This window comes from Pseudoduganella sp. R-43, assembly GCF_049913255.1.
Lineage (GTDB): Bacteria > Pseudomonadota > Gammaproteobacteria > Burkholderiales > Burkholderiaceae_D > Rugamonas.
This window is the reverse complement of record NZ_CP183988.1, coordinates 5,129,162-5,149,164: the sequence shown is the minus strand read 5'-3', so window position 1 is coordinate 5,149,164 and position 20,003 is coordinate 5,129,162. Positions and strand designations below refer to the sequence as shown.

Annotated in this window: 21 protein-coding genes; 14 read left to right on the top strand and 7 right to left on the bottom strand. The window is 61.8% G+C overall.

The window, feature by feature from the left end:
- The first annotated feature begins 1 nt into the window (after position 1).
- The gene (locus tag ACN9M3_RS23450; protein ID WP_426163232.1) at positions 2-1,204 is read left to right on the top strand and encodes a hypothetical protein; all 1,203 of its coding nucleotides are present in this window, start codon (positions 2-4) and stop codon (positions 1,202-1,204) included.
- 58 nt (positions 1,205-1,262) lie between these two features.
- Here the strand turns inward: ACN9M3_RS23450 and ACN9M3_RS23445 are convergent, their stop codons facing one another.
- On the bottom strand, positions 1,263-1,496 hold the full coding sequence (locus tag ACN9M3_RS23445; protein WP_426163230.1) for a hypothetical protein: 234 nt from the start codon (positions 1,494-1,496) through the stop codon (positions 1,263-1,265).
- Between the two features lie 281 nt (positions 1,497-1,777).
- Here ACN9M3_RS23445 and ACN9M3_RS23440 point away from each other — a divergent pair, with 281 nt between their 5' ends.
- The 4 genes from ACN9M3_RS23440 (at position 1,778) to ACN9M3_RS23425 (ending at position 5,606) form a co-directional block, all read left to right on the top strand.
- A complete protein-coding gene (locus ACN9M3_RS23440; protein ID WP_426163229.1) occupies positions 1,778-2,182 on the top strand; it encodes a VOC family protein in 405 nt (134 codons plus the stop codon).
- A 143-nt stretch (positions 2,183-2,325) separates the two neighbouring features.
- Entirely contained in the window at positions 2,326-2,481 is a 156-nt protein-coding gene (locus tag ACN9M3_RS23435) for a hypothetical protein (RefSeq protein WP_426318774.1), read from the top strand.
- A gap of 129 nt (positions 2,482-2,610) precedes the next feature.
- Positions 2,611-4,854 (top strand): LamG-like jellyroll fold domain-containing protein, encoded by a 2,244-nt coding sequence (locus ACN9M3_RS23430; RefSeq protein ID WP_426163224.1) that lies wholly within the window; start codon positions 2,611-2,613, stop codon positions 4,852-4,854.
- Positions 4,855-4,865: 11 nt separating this feature from the next.
- Positions 4,866-5,606, top strand: a complete 741-nt coding sequence (locus ACN9M3_RS23425) for a metallophosphoesterase family protein (RefSeq protein ID WP_426163222.1) — start codon at positions 4,866-4,868, stop codon at positions 5,604-5,606.
- Here the strand turns inward: ACN9M3_RS23425 and ACN9M3_RS23420 are convergent.
- Positions 5,603-5,956, bottom strand: a complete 354-nt coding sequence (locus tag ACN9M3_RS23420; protein ID WP_426163220.1) for a VOC family protein — start codon at positions 5,954-5,956, stop codon at positions 5,603-5,605. The two genes, ACN9M3_RS23425 and ACN9M3_RS23420, sit on opposite strands and share 4 nt — an antisense overlap.
- A 62-nt stretch (positions 5,957-6,018) precedes the next feature.
- Between ACN9M3_RS23420 and ACN9M3_RS23415 the strand changes: the two genes are divergently transcribed.
- From ACN9M3_RS23415 to ACN9M3_RS23390, 6 genes are all read left to right on the top strand, one after another.
- Positions 6,019-6,765 carry a transporter gene (locus ACN9M3_RS23415; RefSeq protein WP_426318773.1) on the top strand — a complete coding sequence of 249 codons (747 nt, stop codon included), beginning with the start codon at positions 6,019-6,021 and terminating at the stop codon, positions 6,763-6,765.
- An 8-nt stretch (positions 6,766-6,773) separates the two neighbouring features.
- A complete protein-coding gene (locus ACN9M3_RS23410) occupies positions 6,774-7,835 on the top strand; it encodes a patatin-like phospholipase family protein (protein WP_426172277.1) in 1,062 nt (353 codons plus the stop codon).
- An 86-nt stretch (positions 7,836-7,921) separates the two neighbouring features.
- On the top strand, positions 7,922-9,385 hold the full coding sequence (locus tag ACN9M3_RS23405) for a catalase (protein WP_426318772.1): 1,464 nt from the start codon (positions 7,922-7,924) through the stop codon (positions 9,383-9,385).
- Between the two features lie 156 nt (positions 9,386-9,541).
- Positions 9,542-10,666, top strand: coding sequence for a M14 family metallopeptidase (locus ACN9M3_RS23400; protein ID WP_426318771.1), 1,125 nt, complete (start codon positions 9,542-9,544; stop codon positions 10,664-10,666).
- A gap of 4 nt (positions 10,667-10,670) precedes the next feature.
- Positions 10,671-11,138 carry a CYTH domain-containing protein gene (locus tag ACN9M3_RS23395; protein ID WP_426318770.1) on the top strand — a complete coding sequence of 156 codons (468 nt, stop codon included), beginning with the start codon at positions 10,671-10,673 and terminating at the stop codon, positions 11,136-11,138.
- Positions 11,139-11,163: 25 nt separating this feature from the next.
- Positions 11,164-11,439: a hypothetical protein gene (locus ACN9M3_RS23390; protein ID WP_426318769.1), complete on the top strand. Its 276-nt coding sequence runs from the start codon at positions 11,164-11,166 to the stop codon at positions 11,437-11,439.
- A 16-nt stretch (positions 11,440-11,455) separates the two neighbouring features.
- Here the strand turns inward: ACN9M3_RS23390 and ACN9M3_RS23385 are convergent, their stop codons facing one another.
- The 5 genes from ACN9M3_RS23385 to ACN9M3_RS23365 form a co-directional block, all read right to left on the bottom strand.
- The gene (locus ACN9M3_RS23385; protein ID WP_426163208.1) at positions 11,456-12,721 is read right to left on the bottom strand and encodes a DUF2863 family protein; all 1,266 of its coding nucleotides are present in this window, start codon (positions 12,719-12,721) and stop codon (positions 11,456-11,458) included.
- Positions 12,722-12,924: 203 nt separating this feature from the next.
- Positions 12,925-15,633: an aconitate hydratase AcnA gene (gene acnA, locus ACN9M3_RS23380; protein ID WP_426163206.1), complete on the bottom strand. Its 2,709-nt coding sequence runs from the start codon at positions 15,631-15,633 to the stop codon at positions 12,925-12,927.
- Between the two features lie 16 nt (positions 15,634-15,649).
- On the bottom strand, positions 15,650-16,051 hold the full coding sequence (locus ACN9M3_RS23375; RefSeq protein WP_426163204.1) for a hypothetical protein: 402 nt from the start codon (positions 16,049-16,051) through the stop codon (positions 15,650-15,652).
- Positions 16,051-17,052 (bottom strand): HpcH/HpaI aldolase/citrate lyase family protein, encoded by a 1,002-nt coding sequence (locus ACN9M3_RS23370; protein WP_426163202.1) that lies wholly within the window; start codon positions 17,050-17,052, stop codon positions 16,051-16,053. The genes ACN9M3_RS23375 and ACN9M3_RS23370 overlap by 1 nt, the downstream gene beginning before the upstream one ends.
- A gap of 93 nt (positions 17,053-17,145) precedes the next feature.
- Positions 17,146-18,135, bottom strand: a complete 990-nt coding sequence (locus ACN9M3_RS23365) for a malate dehydrogenase (protein WP_426163200.1) — start codon at positions 18,133-18,135, stop codon at positions 17,146-17,148.
- A 174-nt stretch (positions 18,136-18,309) separates the two neighbouring features.
- On the opposite strand from ACN9M3_RS23365, the gene ACN9M3_RS23360 reads away from it, so the two are divergent.
- The 3 genes from ACN9M3_RS23360 to sdhD all read left to right on the top strand — a co-directional run bounded on the left by ACN9M3_RS23360 (position 18,310) and on the right by sdhD (position 20,003).
- Complete coding sequence (locus ACN9M3_RS23360; protein WP_426163196.1) at positions 18,310-19,086, top strand: GntR family transcriptional regulator; 777 nt, start codon at positions 18,310-18,312, stop codon at positions 19,084-19,086.
- Positions 19,087-19,214: 128 nt separating this feature from the next.
- Entirely contained in the window at positions 19,215-19,637 is a 423-nt protein-coding gene (sdhC, locus tag ACN9M3_RS23355) for a succinate dehydrogenase, cytochrome b556 subunit (protein WP_426163194.1), read from the top strand.
- Entirely contained in the window at positions 19,638-20,003 is a 366-nt protein-coding gene (gene sdhD, locus ACN9M3_RS23350; protein ID WP_130311080.1) for a succinate dehydrogenase, hydrophobic membrane anchor protein, read from the top strand.

The window sequence follows — 20,003 nt, the reverse complement described above, 5'->3', positions numbered from 1 at the left end:
TATGAAGAAGACATTGTGTGCCGCGCTGGTCGCGGCGGGCCTCGCCGCCGGACCGGCCGTGCAGGCGCAGCAGCCGCGCGAAGAAGTTTCCCTGAGCGGCCAGCCGCATTCCTGGACGGTGCGCGGCGAGCCGGCGAAGATTTCCGGCGCCTGTGGCGCGCGCTGGGGCATGGATATCGCGCAGGTCAAGGCGGCAATTGCCGCTGCCTGGCCGAGTGCCCTGGCGACGGCGCAGATGGGCGCGGACGATGCCGCCGGCACGCTGGCGCTGGAGGTAACGCTGCCGACGCTGGCGCCCGGGCCGGGGCCGGCGCGTATCAGCTATGTTTTCAGCACCGATGAGCGGCGGCTGGTCGGCGTGCACAGTACCTGGTCTATCGCCGGCAATCCTGCTGAAGCGGAGCGTGCGCCGCTGCTGTCGGCCGCGGCGGCGCTGGCGAGCGAGCAGATTGGCTACCAGTGGCCGGTGTTCGCGACCGCACGCGGCCGGGTGGTTGCGCCGGGCGAGTTGGTGGTCTTTGCCGGGCGCGATGAGGCCGGTGCCGGCGTCGAGATCCGCCTCGGGGGCGCCGCGTTCGATGTCGAGCTACCTGGCGCTCAGCGACGCCAGGAGCATCGTGCCGCGCCTGCCGGCCCGGCGGTGCTGCGCCAGACTTTCGTCGCCAACGCGGCGCAAGATGCGCTGCATGAAATCAAAGGCTTTCGCAGCGCGCGGTTTGGCATGGATGAACAGCAGGTGAGGGCGGCGGTAGCCGCCGACTTCAAGGAGCAAGCCAAGCTGCTGCAGCAAGCGAAGTTGCCGGGCGGTGCGCGGGTTCTGGTGCTGCCGCTGGCGCAATTGTCGCCTGGCCCGGGACCGGCGGGCGTGACTTATATCTTTGATGGCCCCGGCGGCAAGCTGGTCCAGGTCAACTTGTTGTGGAGCACGAGCCAGTCGCCGGATGCGGCGGAACGCAACCGGTTGGCTGCGGCCGGCGTAAAGTTGGCCGATTCCTTCCGCGCGTTGAAGTGGCGACCGAAAGCGGCGACCATGGGGGTGCCGATCGGCCAGCAAGGCGTGGCGCTTTTCAGCGGAATCGACGTGCACAAGGCGATGGTGGAAGTGAGCTTGCTGGGCGTTCCGGTGCGTGGACCGGTGGGGGAAACGGCTGGTGGCAGCGGGCCGGCCAAATTGCGGGTTGCCTACGTGGCGGTGAAGAACTAACGTTCCGACAAACAAGCCCGCAAGCCTGGTCCCAGGTTCGCGGGCTTGTTTGCGATGATTAGCGGCCCATGGTGTTGGTGCTTCCCTGGCTCTGCACCTGGCGCTCCACTTCGTCCTTATCCAGGATGGCTGCATCGGCGCGTGCGGTGCTGCTCACCTTGCGCGGGATGCGGGAACCCGTCGTGGTATATGTCTCTTCCTTGGCAGCTGTCCCAGCGGTTTCCTTCGAGGGCATGTCAGCGCAACCGGACATGAGAATCGCGCACACCGCAGCAAAGATTACTTTATTCATGCTTATTCCTGACTTTGAGGGATTTTGAAAACCCGGAGCGCTCGTGCTCCAGGTGAGACCATGAATCTAGCACGCGATTTGTCACATATTTGTATTATTTGATAATATTTGTGTTTGTGACAATTTGCGAAATTCTCGGCGGGACCTGGGTGCTATATTCGCGAGGAGCATACTTCGTTGGGATGCGTTAAATTTTTTTTTCCTCGGATGTCGATTTCCGGAGCGCTGCCTCGTCGTAGGTTTACAAACCACCCTGTAAATCCCTTTTTCGAGAGGCCCAAATGAACAAGCAAATCTTCGTTAACCTGCCCGTCAAGAACCTGGAAAAGTCGAAGGCCTTCTTCGCTGCGCTGGGTTACACCTTCAACCCGCAGTTCACCGACGAAAACGCCGCCAGCATGGTGATCCACGACGGCAGCATCTACGCGATGCTCTTGGTCGAGGACTTTTTCCGTACCTTCACGTCGAAGCCGATCGCCAATGCGAAAGAGGCCACCGAGGTGCTGGTCTGCCTGTCCTGCGAGAGCCGTGAAGAGGTCGACGACCTGGTGCGCAAGGCCGTTGCGGCGGGCGGCAAGACGCCGCGTGAACCGAAAGACTATGGCTTCATGTACGCCCATGGCTTTGAAGACCTGGACGGCCATATCTGGGAGCTGGTCTACATGGCCCAGCAACCTCAGCAGTAAAATCTTCAGCCCTTGTGACAATAGAATAGAATCCCGGCAAATTTCGACACTAAACTCATTAGTAGAAAAATTTGCCGGAGGCTATCGTGTTGTCCTCATGGGTACGCTGGTTATTGATCGGAACGGTGGGGCTTGGGATATCAATGTATGCCATGGATACGGTGCGCGTGGCCTCCACGTTGCCGGTGCCGCCCTCGGCCCAGGCCAAGGAATCTCAAAAAGATGAGAAGAAGCCGGCCAACGCCATTGCCAAGGCCTCCCAGATGGACAAGGTAGCAGACGCCCTGGCCGGCAACTGATTCCAAAAATATCAAACTTTCAGTGTCGGCATAAGCAAAATTCATCAAGTGCTAACAAAAATGTTGCCTTAAGGTAAGTTATCATACGACCGCTCGCGGCATCCTGCCCGCAAACGTTCGAAAGTAACTATGACCAGGCAAACCAAAGGTATTTCCCTTCCTCGCAGGACTTTTTGCACCGGTTCGCTTAGCCTGGCGGCGCTCGGTCCACTCGCGCTCAGCGCTTGCAACGCCGGCGGGTCTTCGCCGCACAATTCGCAAGGCGCGGAAGGCGCGCTGCCTGCGCAGTCGTCACCGGCTGTCCAGCCCGCTCCGCCAGCGCAATCGACCCAGCCAACGCAACCGGCCGACACGGCCCCACCGGCGCAGCCTGCGCCAGGCCGGGCTTTCGTTCACCCCGGCTTGCTGCATACTGAGGAGGACTTTGCCCGCATGCGCGCCAAAGTGGCGGCGGGAGCCCAACCCTGGCTGGATGGCTGGAATGCGTTGTTGAATACCGGTCGCTCCCACTTGAACAACAGTCCGCGTCCGCTGCAAACCGTCATCCGCGGCGGCACCGACAGCAATTTCTCCCAAATGTATATCGACATCGCCCGCACCTACCAGCTGGCGGTGCGCTGGAAAGTGTCGGGCGACGTTGCATACGCCAACAAGGCTGTCGAATTTCTGAACGCCTGGTCGTCCACGCTGACCACCATTACCGGCAATGCCGACCGCTTCCTGGCTGCCGGCATTTACGGCTTCCAGTTCGCCAATGCCGCTGAAATCATGCGGACTTACCCTGGCTGGGCTGCGGCCGACCTGAAGCGCTTCCAGGACATGATGCTGAACGTGTTCTATCCGCTCAGCCACCAGTTCCTGACGGGGCACAATGGCTCGGAAATCACCAACTACTGGGCCAACTGGGACCAGTGCAACCTGGCGGCCATCCTGGCCATCGGCGTAATGTGCGACCGCGAAGACCTGTACAACGAAGCGGTTACGTATTACCGGACTGGCCGCGGCAATGGCGCATCGAGCCAGGCCGTACCCTTTATCCACCCGGGCTACCTTGGCCAATGGCAGGAAAGCTCGCGCGACCAGGGCCACTGCACGCTGGGCATCGGGCTGGCCGGGGTCTTCTGCGAAATGGCGTGGAACCAGGGCGACGATTTCTACGGCTACGACAACAACCGCTTCCTGGCGGGGGCTGAATACGTGGCCAAGACCAACCTGTCCGATGCGAGCGGCACTCCCTATTACACCTCGATGCCGTTCGATACCTACATCAACCGGCAGGGCACCGGCACGGGCATTTCGCCGGCCGGGCTGCCAAGCATCCGTCCGGTCTGGGAAATGATCTACAACCACTACGTGAACCGCCGCGGCTTGGCAGCGCCGTTCACCGCGCAGATGGCGGCCAGGGTGCGCGCCGAGGGCGATGGCAACAACGGCGACCAGCTTGGCGTCGGCACCCTTACGTTCAGCCGCGATGCCAAGGCAGCGGGCGGAGCGCCAAGCGGCCTGACGGCGCGCCTGGTCGGCGGCAAGGTCGAGCTGTCCTGGTGGGGCGCAGCTGGCGCCACCAGTTATACCGTGTTGCGCGCGACCGCTCCGGGCGGGCCGTATGCCACTGTCGCCAGCGGCATTACCGGCCTGCTTACCTATACCGACAGCGGGATGGCGCCAAACAGCTACTACTACGTAATCACTGCGCAGTCGCCGGCGGGCGCCAGCGCGGTATCGAACGAAGCGAAAGTGATCACCGCCGTGGTGCCGCATGTCCTGTTGGCCTTCAACGAGGCGCAAGGCACGACCGCGCAGGACACCAGCGGCAATGGCCGCCATGCCACCTTGCTGAACGGTGCGCAGTGGGCGGCAGGGAAGAAGGCCAACTCCGTGGCACTCGATGGCGTCGATGACTACGTCAGCCTGCCGGCTGGACTCATGGATGGCCTGGCCGACTTCTCCATCGCAGCCTGGGTCTACTGGGATGGCGGGCGTAACTGGACGCGCATTTTCGATTTCGGCTCCGGCACGACGCAATGCATGTTCCTGACGCCACAGGCTGGCGGCGGCGGCCTGCGATTCACCATCAACCTGACCAACGGATGGGGCGACCAGTCGCTGTCGGCCGCAACGCTGCCGGCCGGGCAATGGGTGCACGTTGCGGTGACTTTATCGGGTACTACCGGCACCTTGTACGTGAATGGCAGCGCGGTCGCGACGAATAACCAGATGACCCATGCGCCATTCCGGATGCGGTCGGGAACGCAGAACTGGCTGGGCCGCTCGCAGTATTCCGCTGATCCTTATTTCAACGGCAAGATTGACGATTTCCGGATCTATAATGGCGCTCTCAGCGCAGCGGAGGTCGCGGCGCTTGCCAGTTAGGAGCATATGCAATGCGAGTCGCAGTGATGTCGGACATCCATGGGAACTTGTGGGCTCTCGATGCCGTATTGGCCGACATCGCACGGCGCAATGTCGAGCTGACGGTCAACCTGGGCGATATCCTGTCCGGCCCCTTGCTGCCGGCTGAAACTGCAGAGCGCCTGATGGCGCTGGGCTTGCCCACCATTCGCGGCAACCACGAACGCCAGGTGCTGGAGCACGACCCGGCACGCATGGGTGCATCCGACCGCTGGGCCCACGATCACATCGGGCCCTCGCATCGTGCGTGGATCGCATCGCTGCCGGCCTCCATGCGCTTGCAGGACGATGTCCTGATGGTGCATGGCACGCCCGCTTCGGACCTGGTGTACTGGATGGAAACCGTCGATCCTGCCGGGCAGCGCGCGGCAAGCTATGGCGAGGTCCTGGACCGGGCAGGGGATGCGCAAGCTTCCCTGATCCTGTGCGGCCACACCCACGTGCCGCGCTCGATGCTGCTCGAAGACGGGCGCCTGGTGCTCAATCCGGGCAGCGTCGGCTTGCAGGCTTACGACGATGACCTGCCTTATCCGCACAAGGCCGAAAACGGCACGCCGCATGCGCGTTATGCCATTGTCGAACGTACTGGCGGCGCATGGTCGGTCGAACAGTACGCCGTTGCTTACGACTGGCATGCCGCGGCGGACGTTGCCGCGCGCCACGGGCGGCCCGATTGGGCGTTTGCCCTGCGCACGGGGCGCATGCCTGCTTAGCCTGGGCGGTGGCTGACTTCAACCAGGATGCCGCCGGGAGCCTGGCACCAGAAAGAGAGGCAGCCGTAACTCTCCGCCGGGGCAGGTGGCAAGGGCAGTCCAGCGTCGGCCAGTCGCCGGTAGGCGGCGTGCACTGCCTCGTCGGATGACTGCAGGAAGCCGATATGAAACCCGGCCGGATAGACGGCACTCCCGGCCTGTTGCAGGATGAGGGCGAAGCCGCCTTCGCCGCGCAGGATCGCCATGCCTTCGGCCGGCGCTGGCAAACGTTCAAAGCCAAAACCGCGCTGGAAGTAGCCGGCTGCTGCTTCCAGGTCCGTTACGGGCAAATCAATATGGTTAAGCTTCATTGTTGATCTCCGGTATTAGTGGCATATTTCTATCCTAAGCCGTAAATGCCCTGGAGAGCAAAATGCCGAAACGCGTCCTGTGCGCTGCCCTTGCGTTGCCTTTGTGCTGCGCGGCGGCGGAATCCGATAGCTGGATAACCACCGACCGTCCCGATTTCGTGGATGCGCCGGAGGTGGTCGGCAAGGGACGCATACAGCTTGAGACCGGCCTGCTGCAGTCGAAGGAGGCGCGCAGCACCCCGTTGCTGCTGCGCGTGGGCGTGACGGACGACCTGGAGCTGCGCCTGGAGTCGGACGGACGTCTGACCGACCGCAGCGATCCGGCCCGCACGCGCGGCTGGGGCGACGCAGCCGCAAGCTTCAAGTGGCAGGTACGCGAGGGGGAGGGCGGCGCGCCGTCGGTTGGCCTGATCATGCAAGCGGACTTCGCGACCGGGTCGCGCGAATTCAAAGGCAATGGCACGAGGCCGTCCTTCCGCGTGCCAATCGAATGGGAGCTGCCGCACGACCTGGAGCTGGGCGTCATGCCCGGCTACTACCTCGATCGCGATGAATCCGGACGCCATGTCTCCACCGGACAATTCGGCATCACGCTGGCAAAAAACCTGGGCGAACGCGCCTACACTTTCGTTGAAGTGGCCACGCCGCGCATTGCCCGCGCGCGCGACGGCGGGACCACCGCCAGCTTCGACTTCGGCGGCGGCTATTCGTTCACGCGCGACCTGCACGTCGATGCCGGCGTCATGCTTGGCCTGAACCGGCGTACGCCGGACCTGGCATTCACCGTCGGCCTGTCGGTGCGCTTGTGAAGAAGGGCATGCCGGGGCAGGTGGTGCTGGTGCTGCAGGGCGGAGGGGCGCTGGGCGCATACCAGCTTGGCGTCTACCAGGCCATGCACGAAGCGGGCGTGGAGCCGGACTGGGTGATCGGCACTTCGATCGGAGCCCTGAACGGCGCCATCATCGCGGGAAATCCACCCGAACAGCGCGTGCCGCGCCTGCGCGCATTCTGGGAGGCGATGGAGCGCCACGACCCATTCGGCAGCCTGCCGCCCGCGTTCGCCAACGCGCTCACGCTGGCGCAAGGCATTCCCGCCTTCTTTGATCCCAATCCGCTCGCGTGGTGGAATCCGGCCGCGCCGCTAGGCGTGGAGAATGCATCGTTTTACCGCACCAATGCGCTGCGCAATACACTGGCAGGCCTGGTCGACATGGCCTACCTGAACGAGCGCCATACGCGGCTGACCGTGGGAGCTGTGAACGCCCGCAATGGCGTCATGCGCTACTTCGATTCGCGCAAGGAGGCGCTCGAGTTGTCGCACGTGATTGCATCCGGCGCCATTCCGCCAGCCTTTCCGGCGGTGCGCATCGGTAGCGAGCCGTATTGGGATGGCGGCATCTATTCCAACACGCCGATCGAGGCGGTGCTCGACGACGAACCGCGCCGCGACTCGGTGATCTTCTCGGTCCAGGTGTGGAATCCGGACGGCAGCGAGCCGCAAAGCGTGCTGGACGTGCTGGAGAAGCACAAGGAGATCCAGTATGCCAGCCGCGCCAGCCATATCGAGCAGCAGCGCAAGCTGCACCGCCTGCGGCGCGTGATCCGCGAACTGGCGATGAAGCTGCCGGAGGACGTGCGCGCGAGTCCGGAAGCGCGCGAGCTGGCGCTATGGGGCTGCGGTACCTCGATGCACGTCGTGCTGCTCAAGGCGCCGCATCTGAACTGCGAGGACCACACCAAGGACATCGACTTCTCGAGCGCTGGCATCAACCAGCGCTGGCAGGCTGGCTACGCGGATGCGCAGCGGGCCTTCAAGGCCAAGCCGTGGGCTGGCGAGTCGGACACCTTTGAGGGGATTGCCATCCATGAACGCTTTTGACTATCGATTTCATAGAATTAATCAAATTCATTAATTGCTCGTGTCTCTTTAGAATGATTTCACCGATCACATGAAGGAGCCAGTAAATGAGCCAGACCCCTATCACCACCGCATCCGGCATTCCAGTCGCCGATAACCAGAACTCCCTGACTGCCGGCCCGCGTGGCCCCGTCCTGCTGCAGGACTTCCACCTGATTGAGAAGCTCCAGCATTTCAACCGCGAACGCATTCCCGAGCGCGTGGTCCACGCCAAAGGCTCCGGCGCCTACGGCACCTTCACCGTCACCCACGACATCAGCAAGTACACCAAGGCCAAGCTGTTCGCGGCCATTGGCAAGCAGACTGAGACCTTCGTGCGCTTCTCCACCGTTGGCGGTGAGCGCGGCAGCGCCGATACCGAGCGCGATCCGCGCGGCTTCGCGGTGCGTTTCTACACCGAGGAAGGCAACTGGGACCTGGTCGGCAACAATACCCCGATGTTCTTCATCAAGGACGGCATCAAATTCCCCGACTTCATCCATACCCAGAAGCGCGACCCGCAAACCAACCTGAAATCGCCGACCATGATGTTCGACTTCTGGAGCAAGACGCCGGAATCGCTGCACCAGGTCACCATGCTGTTCAGCGATCGCGGCACGCCGGACGGCTACCGCCACATGGACGGTTTCGGCAGCCATACTTTCAGCCTGGTCAACGCAGCCGGCGAGCGCGTTTATGTGAAGTGGCACCTCAAGACCAGGCAGGGCATCAAGAACTTGAGCGCGGCCGAAGCGACGCGCCTGGCGGGCGCCGATCCCGACCATGCGCAGCGCGACCTGTACAACGCCATCGCTTCGGGGGACTTCCCGCAATGGGAGGTGAAGGTGCAGGTGGCGACCGACCAGCAACTGGCGGCGTGGGAACAACGCACCGGCTGGAACCCGTTCGACCTGACCAAGGTCTGGCCGCATGCTGACTTCCCGCTGATTCCCGTCGGCGTGCTGGAACTGAACCGCAATCCGGTCAACTACCACGCCGAGGTGGAGCAGGCGGCCCTGTCGCCGGCCAATGTGGTGCCGGGCATGGGCTATTCGCCGGACAAGATGCTGCAGGCGCGCCTGTTTGCCTACCACGACGCGCAGTTGTACCGCGTTGGCACCAATCACCAGCACCTGCCGGTGAATGCGCCGCGCTGCCCATTCCATCACCAGCAGCGTGATGGCGCGATGGCGGCCGGCTTTGGCGGCGCGGAGCAGAACTATGCGCCAGTGGAAGCGGCGGGAACCAATCCGCAGGGCATGGGCCACGGCGAACCAGCGCTGGCGCTGGACGGCGGGGCAGGGCGCTACGATGGACGGGGCAAGGAGGACGATTACACCCAGGCGGGCAACCTGTTCCGTTTGTTGCCTGAACAGGAGAAGCAGAACCTGTTTGACAATTTTGCCGGACCGTTGAGCCAGGTCAGCGACGAGATCATCCAGCGGCAGCTCGGCCATTTCGACAAGGCTGATGCGGCGTATGGCGCCGGGGTGCGGGCGGCGTTGAAGGTGCGTGGGCGCAACGTCGATTAAAAAAAACGGAACACCAGTGTCTGACCCACAGGATCAGACACTTGGCCGGTGGCCGTCGCGTACCGGTGTCTGACCCTGTGGGTCAGACATCGGGTTACCGGTTTTGGTGTGTACAATATCGGTTCCGATCAACCCAAGCCTCTGAACGGGACCGTAATGACCATCAAAATCAGCCAGAATTTCGACTCTGGCGCCATCGAAGTAGTCCGCGCCGACAGCGCCGCGAACATCGAACTGAAACTCCGCAAGGACAACGCCGCCGACATCCACCAGTGGTTCCACTTCCGCCTGCAAGGCGCGCGTGGCGAAGCGGTGACGATGAAGTTCCTGAACGCCGGCGACGCCACCTACGCCAAAGGCTTCGAAGACTACAACGCTGCAGCCAGCTACGATGGCGAGAACTGGTTCCGTGTCCCGACTTCCTTTGATGGCCAGGTCATGACCATCAAGCACACGCCGCACAACGACAGCGTCTACTACGCATACTTCGAGCCATATTCGTGGGAACGCCACCTGCGCCTGCTGGGCGAAGTGGCCGAAAACCCGATCGCCCGCGTGCTGGATATCGGCTCCACCGTCGATGGCCGCGACATGAACCTGGTCGTGATCGGCGAGCCGGAAGCTGAAAAGAAAATCTGGTTCATCGCTCGCCAGCACCCGGGCGAATCGATGGCCGAATGGTTCACCGAAGGCCTGATCGACTCCCTGCTGGACGACGCCAACCCGATTTCGCGCAAGCTGCTGCAGCGCTGCTGCTTCTACATCGTGCCGAACATGAATCCTGACGGCTCGATCCGCGGCAACCTGCGTACCAACGCAGCCGGCGCCAACCTGAACCGCGAATGGATGACGCCTTCGGCGGAGCGCTCGCCGGAAGTGCTGTGCGTGAAAGAGAAGATCCACGAAACCGGCGTCGACATGTTCTTCGACATCCACGGCGACGAAGCGCTGCCTTACAACTTCGTGGCCGGTAACGAAATGCTGGAGAACTTCACGCCGGAACAGATGGCGCGCCAGAAGAACTTCATCAACCGCTACAAGAATGCTTCGCCGGACTTCCAGGACGCCGTGGGCTACGCGCCTTCCAAGTACAAGGAAGACATGCTGACCCTGGCCTCCAAGTACATCGGCCACCACTTCAAGGTATTGTCGCTGACGCTGGAGATGCCGTTCAAGGACAACGCCGACCTGCCGGTTCCGACCGTGGGCTGGAATGGTGCCCGCAGTGCGGCACTGGGCGCTGCGATCCTGCAGCCGATCCTGCTGTCGCTGGACGAGTAAGCAGATGGGCGTCGAGATCGAACGCAAGTTCCTGGTAAAGGGCGATGGCTGGCGTACGCAAGGCGAGCCGGTGCTGCTGCGCCAGGGCTATTTGTCCTCGCACGCAGAGCGCACCGTGCGCGTGCGGATCGAGGGTGAGCGGGCGGTCTTGACGATCAAGAGCAAGAACGTGGGCGCGGCACGCGGCGAATGGGAGTATCCCGTTCCTGTCGCCGACGCCGCCGAGCTGCTGGACCGGCTGTGCGAACGGCCGCTGATCGAGAAGTACCGCCGCCGAATTCCTTACGGCGGCTTCGTGTGGGAAGTGGACGAGTTCCTCGGCGAGAATGCCGGCCTCGTCGTCGCCGAGATCGAATTGCCGGCAGAGGACGGCAAGTTCGATAAGCCGGACTGGGCAGGCGAAGACGTCACACACGATTTGCGCTACCTCAATTCCAACCTGATTAGGCAGCCGTATTCCACTTGGAAGTGATCGGGGTCCGGCGTATGCTGGATGCATGGGCATCGAAAACGAATTTATCGAATTCAAGGCGCGGGTCGAGGCGATCTTGCCGACTTTGGCAACCAAAGCCGACCTCGAAGCGATGCGCGCAGAGTTTACTCGTTGGATGCTGGGAACGATGGTTGGCTTGTTCCTGAGCTTCTCTGGTTTGATCGTCGCGCTAACGCGCACGCCAACTGCCGCACCGGCACCACCGCCTGCGCGAACTGCGGCATGTCAGCCGTGTCCGGTACCGCAACCGGCGGCGCCTCAAGAAAAAAGCCCGCGTTGACCGCGGGCTTTTTGCATTAGTGGAAGTGCTCGGTACCGGTGGCGGCGTCTTCCGGCATTTCTGCGTGGACCAGCTCGCCTGACGGATCGGCGAAGAGGGGAGCGCCGCAGTCATCGCAGTATTCCGCGACATACTTCTCGCCCAGCTTCTTCACTTGGGACACGCCGGCGGCATTCAGGTGCTCGACGATTTCCTCGACAGGCGTGCGCGGCTTGAGCAGTTCGGCCATGCTGCCGGACAGGCCTTCGGCCGGCGTGCCTTCCTCGTCTTCCTGGCCATACAGCGGCCACACCACGCCGTACATCACATCGCTGTCGGAACGGCGGGTGAAAGCGACACGGTATTCGTCGACCTGGCCATCTGGCGCCGACTCATCGCCGAAACCGGCGATCACGGCGCGCAGGTCGGAGGGCTCGCAAGCCAGCGAGTGCGTCAGGTAATGCACGGCAGCGCGGATCGAGACCGGGCGGATCAGCTTGTCGGCCTCGCGGCAGCCGGTGTAATAGGCTTCCGGCAGCAGCAACTCGATGCCGCAGCCTGGCAGCAAGCGTGCCACGGTCGGCGTAGCCTGCGTGGTCCATGCTGCCAGCGCATCGCGGCGGGCTTCGGCTTGTGCTGCATGGTGCGCAGGCATCTGCCAGCGGAACATCGGACCATTGTGCGGCGCCACCACGGCCACCATCAGGTAGCGGGTATCGGCCAGGAAGGGCGCGGTTTCAGGCGTTTTGGCTTCCGATTTAAGGGCCTGTCCCTTCAACGCGGCCTGTGCCAGTTTATGCACCTTGGAATAGGCCTCGGCGTGGGTGCGCGGCAGCTGGTCGATCGAGTACAGGGTGGACGACATCGCCATATGCGTGCCATCAGCCAGCAGGTGGGCCGAGAAATGCGCTGACAGGGTGTTCAGGATGTCGGCCGGGATCTGGCCCGAGGCGATCGAGAAACGGGTCCAGGCCAGCACCGGAGCGGCCACCAGCAGGATGTCGTATTCGCGCGATTCGCCGTCGACTTCCACCACGATGGAGTCGGATTCGCTGACTGCTTCCACGCTGTCCATCAGGATGTCGTAGGCAGGCAAGTCCACGCTGAACAGCGAGTTCAGTGCCGAGTCGACAGTATCCTGATGTCCTGTGCGCAGCAGTTTGTGCAGTTGGGCATCCAGCACCCGTTCCCAGTTACGCTCTTCAATGCGGCTGGCGGCCTGGCCCAGGGCTTGGGCGAGGGAGATAAGGCGCTGGCTGTCGGCAGATAATTTATGGGTTGAATCTTTGGATGGGCGACGCATAGCGCTTTTCTTAGTGAAAAAGGAGACCTTGGTACCCTTATTGTAGTGGATTCGGCAAGACTCGGCGTTTTAAACCGGTAAACCGGTGTCAGACCCATTGGGTCTGACACCTTAAAAGCAAAAACGCCGGGCACAGGCCAGGCGTTCGTTGACGGCAGAGCAGCAGTGTCTGACCCCGAGGGTCAGACACTGGTTTACCGGTTTTAAGCAGCCAGCAGTTGGCGCAGCACGAATGGCAGGATGCCGCCGTGCTTGTAGTAGTCCACTTCGATCGGGGTGTCGATACGCAGCAGCACTTGCACTTCCTTGCTCGACCCGTCGGCGCGGTGGATCACCAGGGTGGCTTGCTGTTGAGGCTTGATCTCGCCTTCCAGGCCCTTCAGGTCGTAGGTTTCGCCCTTGCCGGTGATGCCCAGCGATTCAACGGAGTCGTTGCCGATGAATTGCAGCGGCAGCACGCCCATGCCCACCAGGTTGGAGCGGTGGATACGCTCGAAGGAACGGCAGATCACGGCCTTCACGCCCAGCAGCTGGGTGCCCTTGGCTGCCCAGTCACGGGAGGAGCCGGTACCGTATTCTTCGCCGCCGAAGATCATGGTCGGGGTGCCTTCTTCAACGTAGCGCATTGCCGCGTCGTAGATCGACAGTTGTTCGCCCGATGGCTGGTGCAGGGTGATGCCGCCTTCAACCGCGGAACCGTCGGCTTTCGGAGGGATCATCTTGTTCTTGATACGCACGTTGGCGAAGGTGCCGCGCATCATGATCTCGTGGTTGCCGCGGCGCGAGCCGTAGGAGTTGAAGTCGGCCTTCATCACGCCGTTTTCCTTCAGCCATTTGCCTGCCGGGCCGTCTTCCTTGATCGAGCCTGCTGGCGAGATGTGGTCGGTGGTGATGGAGTCACCGAACACGCCCAGTGCGCGCGCGCCCTTGATGCCGGCTTCCGCTGCCTTAGGCTTCATCTCGAAGCCGTCGAAGAATGGCGGCTCGGCGATGTAGGTCGAATCAGGCCAGTTGTACACTTGGCCTTCGGTCGACGATACGGCTTCCCACAGCTTGCCTGGGTTGCCCTTGACGTCGGCGTAGTTGGACTTGAAGACCTTGGAGTTCATCGCGAACTTCATCAGGGCGGCGATCTCTTTCGAGGTCGGCCAGATGTCGCCCAGGTACACGTCCTTGCCATCCTTGCCCTGGCCGACCGGTTCTGTCATCAGGTCGCGGGTCACGTTGCCGGCGATCGCGTAAGCGACGACCAGCGGTGGCGATGCCAGGAAGTTGGAGCGGATGTTCGGGTGGATGCGCGCTTCAAAGTTACGGTTACCGGACAGCACGGCAGCAGCAACGATGTCGTTGCCGGTGATGGTGGCGTTCAGTTCCGGGGTCAGGTCGCCGGCGTTGCCGATGCAGGTAGTGCAGCCGTAAGCGGTCACGCCGAAGCCCAGTTTTTCCAGGTATGGCAGCAGGCCGGCAGCGGTCAGGTACTCCGTCACCACGCGCGAGCCAGGAGCCAGCGAGGTCTTGATGTGCGGAGCGACGGTCAGGCCGGCTTCCACAGCTTTCTTGGCCAGCAGGCCGGCTGCCAGCAGCACGCTCGGGTTCGAGGTGTTGGTGCAGGAGGTGATGGCGGCGATCAGGACGTCGCCGTTCTTCACGTGCACGCCGTTGCTGGTGGTGTAGGTGTTGGTCAGGTCGTCGGCCTTCTTGTTGAAACCGTTCTCGGTGGTTGGCTTGGAGAACAGTTCGGTGAAGGTCGACTTCACGTTGCCGATTTCGATACGGTCTTGCGGACGCTTTGGACCGGCCAGCGACGGTGCAACGGTGGACAGGTCCAGGTGCAGTTCGCGGGTGTAGTCGATGTCGCCTTTCTTCGGCACGCCGTACATGCCTTGCGCTTTGAAGTAGGACTGGAATGCGGCGATTTCGTCCTTGGTGCGGCCGGTGCCTTCGAAGTATTCGATGGTGGCGTCGTCAACCGGGAAGAAGCCCATGGTCGCGCCGTATTCAGGCGCCATGTTGGCGATGGTTGCACGGTCGGTCACGGACAGGGACTCGGTGCCTTCGCCGAAAAATTCGACGAACTTGCCCACGACTTTCTCTTTACGCAGCATTTCGGTGATGGTCAGCACCAGGTCGGTTGCGGTGCAGCCTTCGCGCAGCGCGCCGGTCAGGTTCACGCCGATCACGTCCGGGGTCAGGAAGTACACTGGCTGGCCCAGCATGCCGGCTTCCGCCTCAATGCCGCCCACGCCCCAGCCCACAACGCCGATACCGTTGATCATGGTGGTGTGGGAGTCGGTGCCGACCAGCGAGTCAGGGTAGTACACGCCGGATGCATTGTGCACGCCGCGTGCCAGGTATTCCAGGTTGACCTGGTGAACGATACCGAAGCCTGGAGGAACCACGCCGAAGGTGTCGAAGGCTTGCATGCCCCACTTCATGAACTGGTAGCGCTCGTTGTTGCGCGAGAATTCCAGCTTCATGTTCAGGTCCAGGGCCTTAGGCTCGCGGAAGTGGTCGATGGTGACCGAGTGGTCGACCACCAGGTCAACTGGAACCAGCGGTTCGATCTTCTTAGGGTTGACGCCCATTTTGGAGGCGACGTTACGCATGGCAGCCAGGTCGGCCAGCAGCGGAACGCCGGTGAAGTCCTGCAGCACAACGCGGGCTACGACGAATGGGATTTCGTCGGTGCGGGCAGCGGTAGCGCCCCAGTTAGCCAACTGCTTGACGTGCTCTTCGGTCACTTTCTTACCGTCGCAGTTACGCAGAACGGATTCCAGTACGACGCGAATCGATACCGGCAGGCGGGAAATCTTGGCGCCCAGTTCCTTTTCCAGGGCTGGCAGGGAGTAGAACTTACCCTTCTTTGCCCCGATCGGGAAATCCTTAAGCGTATTCAGTGTGTTGCGGGACATGTCCTCTCCTTATTGATTAAAGTCCGAGCGCTTGATCAGATGTCTTGCATTCGTTCGCCAGTTGGCGGTTCACCTTGGAATCCAGCAGCATGCCCTTGGCAGGGATGCCGATCCAGATCAAGCCTGCAATCTTGTTCTCGAAGCGTTGCGCACCGGTGGAGGTGGCTTCGCGAGTCAGGCGGTGCAGGCGGTTCTTCCAGCGCATGACGATGCTGTTGCCATCGTCGGCGCTGCTGTAAATGGTGATCTTGTTGCCCAGTTCGCAGGCGTAGTTGGTGGCCGTGCGCCCGCTCACGCTCGATTCCGGCTCGCCTTGGGTGGCGGCTGGTTTGGCGGCTTTCTTGGGGGCTGCGTGTGCGGAAGGGGCGGCGATGGCGAGGGCCATGGCGCAGGCGGTGATCAGTTTCATAAACGACATTATTGGGCTCCTTTTGATTCGGCCGCCCCGACTAGGGCGGCAACGGAGTCCGGCAGCGGCAGGCCTGCGAGCTTGGCTCGCTGCAGAACCGTCCAATAATAGCGATAGCTCGCGCGGTCATGCAAGCGACCATGCTGGTTAATCGGGCCCCACTGTACCTTCTCTGCCTCATGCAGGATGGTTGCAGCCTCATTGACTTCGGATGCACGCGGGGTGAATGCTTTTATGACAGGTTTTATCTGGCTTGGATGGATGCTCCACATGCGGGTGAAGCCGAATTCCGCGGCTGCGCGCTGGGCATCGGTCGCCACCACGGCGGAGTCCTTGATTTCGGTGGTCACGTTATGCGACGGCACCTTGCCGTGCGCGTGGCAGGCGGCGGCGATTTCCAGCTTGGCGCGCACTACCAGCGGGTGCGTGAACTGGCCCGGCGTGCGCATGGCGCTGCCCGGCACGGCGCCATAGTGGGCCGAGACGAAATCCATGATGCCGAAGGACAGGCATTCAACCTGGGGCAGGGCGGCGATATCGTGCACGTCGCGCAGTGCGCCGTGGGTTTCGATCAGCACGTGCACCGGCACCGGCGTGGCGCGGCCGGACTTGGCGGCATGCTTGTTCACCAGGTCGATGGCGCGCGAGACTTCTCCCACGCTTTCCGGCTTGGGGATCACGATGTAGGCCAGCTTGTGGCCCGCTTCGGTGCAGATGATTTCGACGTCGCGCTCGAAGAACGGGCTGTTCACGTCGTGCACGCGGGCGCCGATGCGGTTGAAGGCGTTGGCTTCGTCCAGCAGTAGCAGGGCGACCAGCTTGGCGTGGGATTCTTCGTTGCCGGCGGCGGCGCCGTCCTCGCAATCGAAGGTGATGTCGAACAGGGGACCAAGCTCTTGTTGCAGGGCCATGGATTTGCGCATCAGCTTTTCACTGCCGGCGTAGTGGTCGCAGGCAGGGAGCAGCAGCGGCTGGCGTGTGCCCTGGAATAAAACCTCGGATGGATGCATTGGTACGTTAGATGAAACAGCAGCCGCGCTGCCATCGGCAGCGCGGCGGGTACGGCGGATCGGTGGTTTAACCGGTTCCACTGTCAAAGACGATTATGGCAGCAGGTGCTTCACGCCTTCACGCTCTTCGGTCAGTTCCTTCAGCGTGATGTTGATGCGCTCTTGCGAGAAGGCGTCGATGTCCAGGCCCTGGACAATCTTGTATTCGCCGTTTTCGCAGGTCACTGGGAAGCCGAACATGGTGCCTTCAGGGATGCCGTAGGAACCGTCGGATGGGATGCCCATGGTGGTCCACTTGCCGTTGGTGCCCAGCACCCAGTCGTGCACGTGGTCGATCGCAGCGTTGGCTGCGGAAGCTGCGGAAGACAGGCCGCGCGCTTCGATGATCGCTGCGCCGCGCTTGCCCACGGTTGGCAGGAAGGTGTTGGCGTTCCATTCCTGGTCGTTGATCATGTCTTTTACCGATGCGCCGTCGATGGTGGCGAAGCGGTAGTCGGCGTACATAGTTGGGGAGTGGTTGCCCCATACGCACAGCTTTTCGATGTCCTTGACAGCCTTGCCGGTCTTGGCAGCGACTTGCGACAGGGCGCGGTTGTGGTCCAGGCGCAGCATGGCGGTGAAGTTCTTCGCTGGCAGGGAAGGAGCGGACTTCATGGCGATGTAGGCGTTGGTGTTGGCTGGGTTGCCGACCACCAGGACTTTAACGTTGCGCGAAGCGACGGCGTCCAGCGCCTTGCCTTGCACGGTGAAGATCTGTGCGTTGGCTTCCAGCAGGTCTTTACGCTCCATGCCTGGGCCGCGAGGACGGGCGCCAACCAGCAGGGCCACGTCGGCGTCCTTGAAGGCGGTCATCGGGTCGGAGTGGGCGGTCATGCCGGCCAGCAGAGGGAACGCGCAGTCGTCGATTTCCATCATCACGCCTTTCAGCGCTTTCTGGGCCTTCTCGTCAGGGATTTCCAGCAGTTGCAGGATGACTGGCTGGTCTTTGCCCAGCATGTCGCCGTTGGCGATACGGAACAGCAGGGAATAGCCGATCTGGCCGGCGGCGCCGGTAACGGCAACACGCATTGGGGTTTTAGCCATGGTGAATCTCCAAAGTGGACGTGAAAACGGTGTAAGCTCGTAATGATACGACAATTCGGGCGAGTGTAGGCTCCTGTCGACTGCCTGTCAATCCTATCTTATGTCTTATATAAGACATATAAGTTATAGGATTTTTCTGGACGCGAGGGGTTGGATGTGGTGGAATAGCGGGCTATGAATCCCGTCACGCCCAACCAGACCACTTCTGACGCCCCAGGCGCGGCCGGCGCTCCGTCCCCGACTTTCTCTCCCCTGTACCAGCAGATCAAAGGCCTGATCACGCAGAGCCTGCAGTCCGGCGAATGGAAGCCGGGCGAAATGATCCCCAGCGAAGTTGAACTGGCCAACCGCTTCAAGGTCAGCCAGGGCACTGTGCGCAAGGCGATCGACGAGCTGGCGGCGGAAAACCTGGTGGTGCGCCGCCAGGGCAAGGGTACCTTTGTATCGACCCACCACGAGGCGCGCGCGCATTTCCGCTTCCTGCGCCTGGTGCCGGACGAAGGTGTGCCGCATTATCCGGAATCCCGGTTTATTGAAGTCAAGCGCCTGCGCGCCCCGGCCGAAGTGGCGCGCCTGCTCGACCTGAAGTCGGGCGACGCCGTGGTCTACATCAAGCGCGTGCAAAGCTTCGACAACGTGCCCACCATTGTGGAAGAACTGTGGTTGCCCGGCCTGATCTTCAAAGGCCTGACGGCGGAACGCCTGAATGAGTACAAGGGCCCGATGTACGGCCTGTTCGAATCCGAGTTTGGTACTCGCATGATCCGCGCCGAAGAAAAGATCCGTGCCGTCTGCGCGGAGGAGGGGGACGCCGAGCTGCTGAAAATTGCGGCAGGCACGCCGCTGCTGTGCGCCGAGCGCGTCTCCTTCACTTATGGCGACAAACCGGTCGAGTTGCGCCGCGGTCTGTACTTAACGGAGCGCCATCATTATCAAAATGATCTCAGTTAGGGTGCGCTGCAATAATATTTTGGTGATATGTAACAATACATATTGGTTGTAAGAGCAAAAATCGGCGAAAATCGTAGCTTCGCCAAGTTTGGCAAAACACTTTGTAATAAAGCATAGGGAGGTTGTATATGACTGAAGCCGTGCGGGAAGCACCGAAAAAAGAGCGGCCAGAATTCCGTAACATCCACGTTACGGACATCATGAAGTACCGACTGCCGATGGCCGGCATCGTCTCCATCCTGCACCGCATCAGCGGCGCACTGATGTTCCTGCTGTTGCCGTTCGTGCTGTACCTGCTGCAGGAATCGCTGCGCTCCGAGTACACCTTCGCCAACTTCATGATCATTGCCTCCCACCCGATCGCGAAGCTGGTCATGCTGGCCCTGGTCTGGGGCTATACCCAGCACTTCTGCGCCGGCGTACGCCACCTGGTCATGGACACCCACGTTGGCCTGGACAAGGATTCCGCGCGCAAGTCCGCCACCGTGGTGGTTGTGATCACCGTCATCGTGACCGCGCTGGTTGCACTGAAATTGTTTGGAGTGTTCTAAATGGCTAACAATAACATCGGCCCAAAACGCCTGGTTGTCGGCGCCCACTACGGCGTCAAGGATTGGCTGGTTCAGCGTGTGACTGCTGTCCTGATGGTGGTGTACACCGCCGTCCTGTTCTTCATGATTTTCACCTCGTCGACTCCGTCGTACGAAGGCTGGGCGGCCCTGTTCGCCAAGCAGTGGTTCAAGCTGTTCAGCGCCGTGACCCTGCTGGCCCTGTTCTACCACGCCTGGGTTGGCGTGCGTGACATCTGGATGGACTACATCAAGCCGGTCGGCCTGCGCCTGTTCCTGCAAATCGCAACCATTGGCTGGCTGATCGCCTGCGCCGCCTGGTCGCTGCAAATTCTGTGGAGTGTGTAA

What these genes read in the sequence shown, in the direction of transcription:
- ACN9M3_RS23420 (WP_426163220.1), bottom strand. Translation starts at nt 5,956, where the DNA reads ATGAAGCTTAACCATATTGATTTGCCCGTAACGGACCTGGAAGCAGCA.
- ACN9M3_RS23360 (WP_426163196.1), top strand. Translation starts at nt 18,310, where the DNA reads ATGAATCCCGTCACGCCCAACCAGACCACTTCTGACGCCCCAGGCGCG.
- ACN9M3_RS23410 (WP_426172277.1), top strand. Translation starts at nt 6,774, where the DNA reads ATGCCGGGGCAGGTGGTGCTGGTGCTGCAGGGCGGAGGGGCGCTGGGC.
- ACN9M3_RS23400 (WP_426318771.1), top strand. Translation starts at nt 9,542, where the DNA reads ATGACCATCAAAATCAGCCAGAATTTCGACTCTGGCGCCATCGAAGTA.
- ACN9M3_RS23370 (WP_426163202.1), bottom strand. Translation starts at nt 17,052, where the DNA reads ATGCATCCATCCGAGGTTTTATTCCAGGGCACACGCCAGCCGCTGCTG.
- ACN9M3_RS23365 (WP_426163200.1), bottom strand. Translation starts at nt 18,135, where the DNA reads ATGGCTAAAACCCCAATGCGTGTTGCCGTTACCGGCGCCGCCGGCCAG.
- ACN9M3_RS23415 (WP_426318773.1), top strand. Translation starts at nt 6,019, where the DNA reads ATGCCGAAACGCGTCCTGTGCGCTGCCCTTGCGTTGCCTTTGTGCTGC.
- sdhC (WP_426163194.1), top strand. Translation starts at nt 19,215, where the DNA reads ATGACTGAAGCCGTGCGGGAAGCACCGAAAAAAGAGCGGCCAGAATTC.
- ACN9M3_RS23450 (WP_426163232.1), top strand. Translation starts at nt 2, where the DNA reads ATGAAGAAGACATTGTGTGCCGCGCTGGTCGCGGCGGGCCTCGCCGCC.
- ACN9M3_RS23395 (WP_426318770.1), top strand. Translation starts at nt 10,671, where the DNA reads ATGGGCGTCGAGATCGAACGCAAGTTCCTGGTAAAGGGCGATGGCTGG.
- sdhD (WP_130311080.1), top strand. Translation starts at nt 19,638, where the DNA reads ATGGCTAACAATAACATCGGCCCAAAACGCCTGGTTGTCGGCGCCCAC.
- ACN9M3_RS23435 (WP_426318774.1), top strand. Translation starts at nt 2,326, where the DNA reads ATGTATGCCATGGATACGGTGCGCGTGGCCTCCACGTTGCCGGTGCCG.
- ACN9M3_RS23385 (WP_426163208.1), bottom strand. Translation starts at nt 12,721, where the DNA reads ATGCGTCGCCCATCCAAAGATTCAACCCATAAATTATCTGCCGACAGC.
- acnA (WP_426163206.1), bottom strand. Translation starts at nt 15,633, where the DNA reads ATGTCCCGCAACACACTGAATACGCTTAAGGATTTCCCGATCGGGGCA.
- ACN9M3_RS23440 (WP_426163229.1), top strand. Translation starts at nt 1,778, where the DNA reads ATGAACAAGCAAATCTTCGTTAACCTGCCCGTCAAGAACCTGGAAAAG.
- ACN9M3_RS23430 (WP_426163224.1), top strand. Translation starts at nt 2,611, where the DNA reads ATGACCAGGCAAACCAAAGGTATTTCCCTTCCTCGCAGGACTTTTTGC.
- ACN9M3_RS23405 (WP_426318772.1), top strand. Translation starts at nt 7,922, where the DNA reads ATGAGCCAGACCCCTATCACCACCGCATCCGGCATTCCAGTCGCCGAT.
- ACN9M3_RS23375 (WP_426163204.1), bottom strand. Translation starts at nt 16,051, where the DNA reads ATGTCGTTTATGAAACTGATCACCGCCTGCGCCATGGCCCTCGCCATC.
- ACN9M3_RS23445 (WP_426163230.1), bottom strand. Translation starts at nt 1,496, where the DNA reads ATGAATAAAGTAATCTTTGCTGCGGTGTGCGCGATTCTCATGTCCGGT.
- ACN9M3_RS23390 (WP_426318769.1), top strand. Translation starts at nt 11,164, where the DNA reads ATGGGCATCGAAAACGAATTTATCGAATTCAAGGCGCGGGTCGAGGCG.
- ACN9M3_RS23425 (WP_426163222.1), top strand. Translation starts at nt 4,866, where the DNA reads ATGCGAGTCGCAGTGATGTCGGACATCCATGGGAACTTGTGGGCTCTC.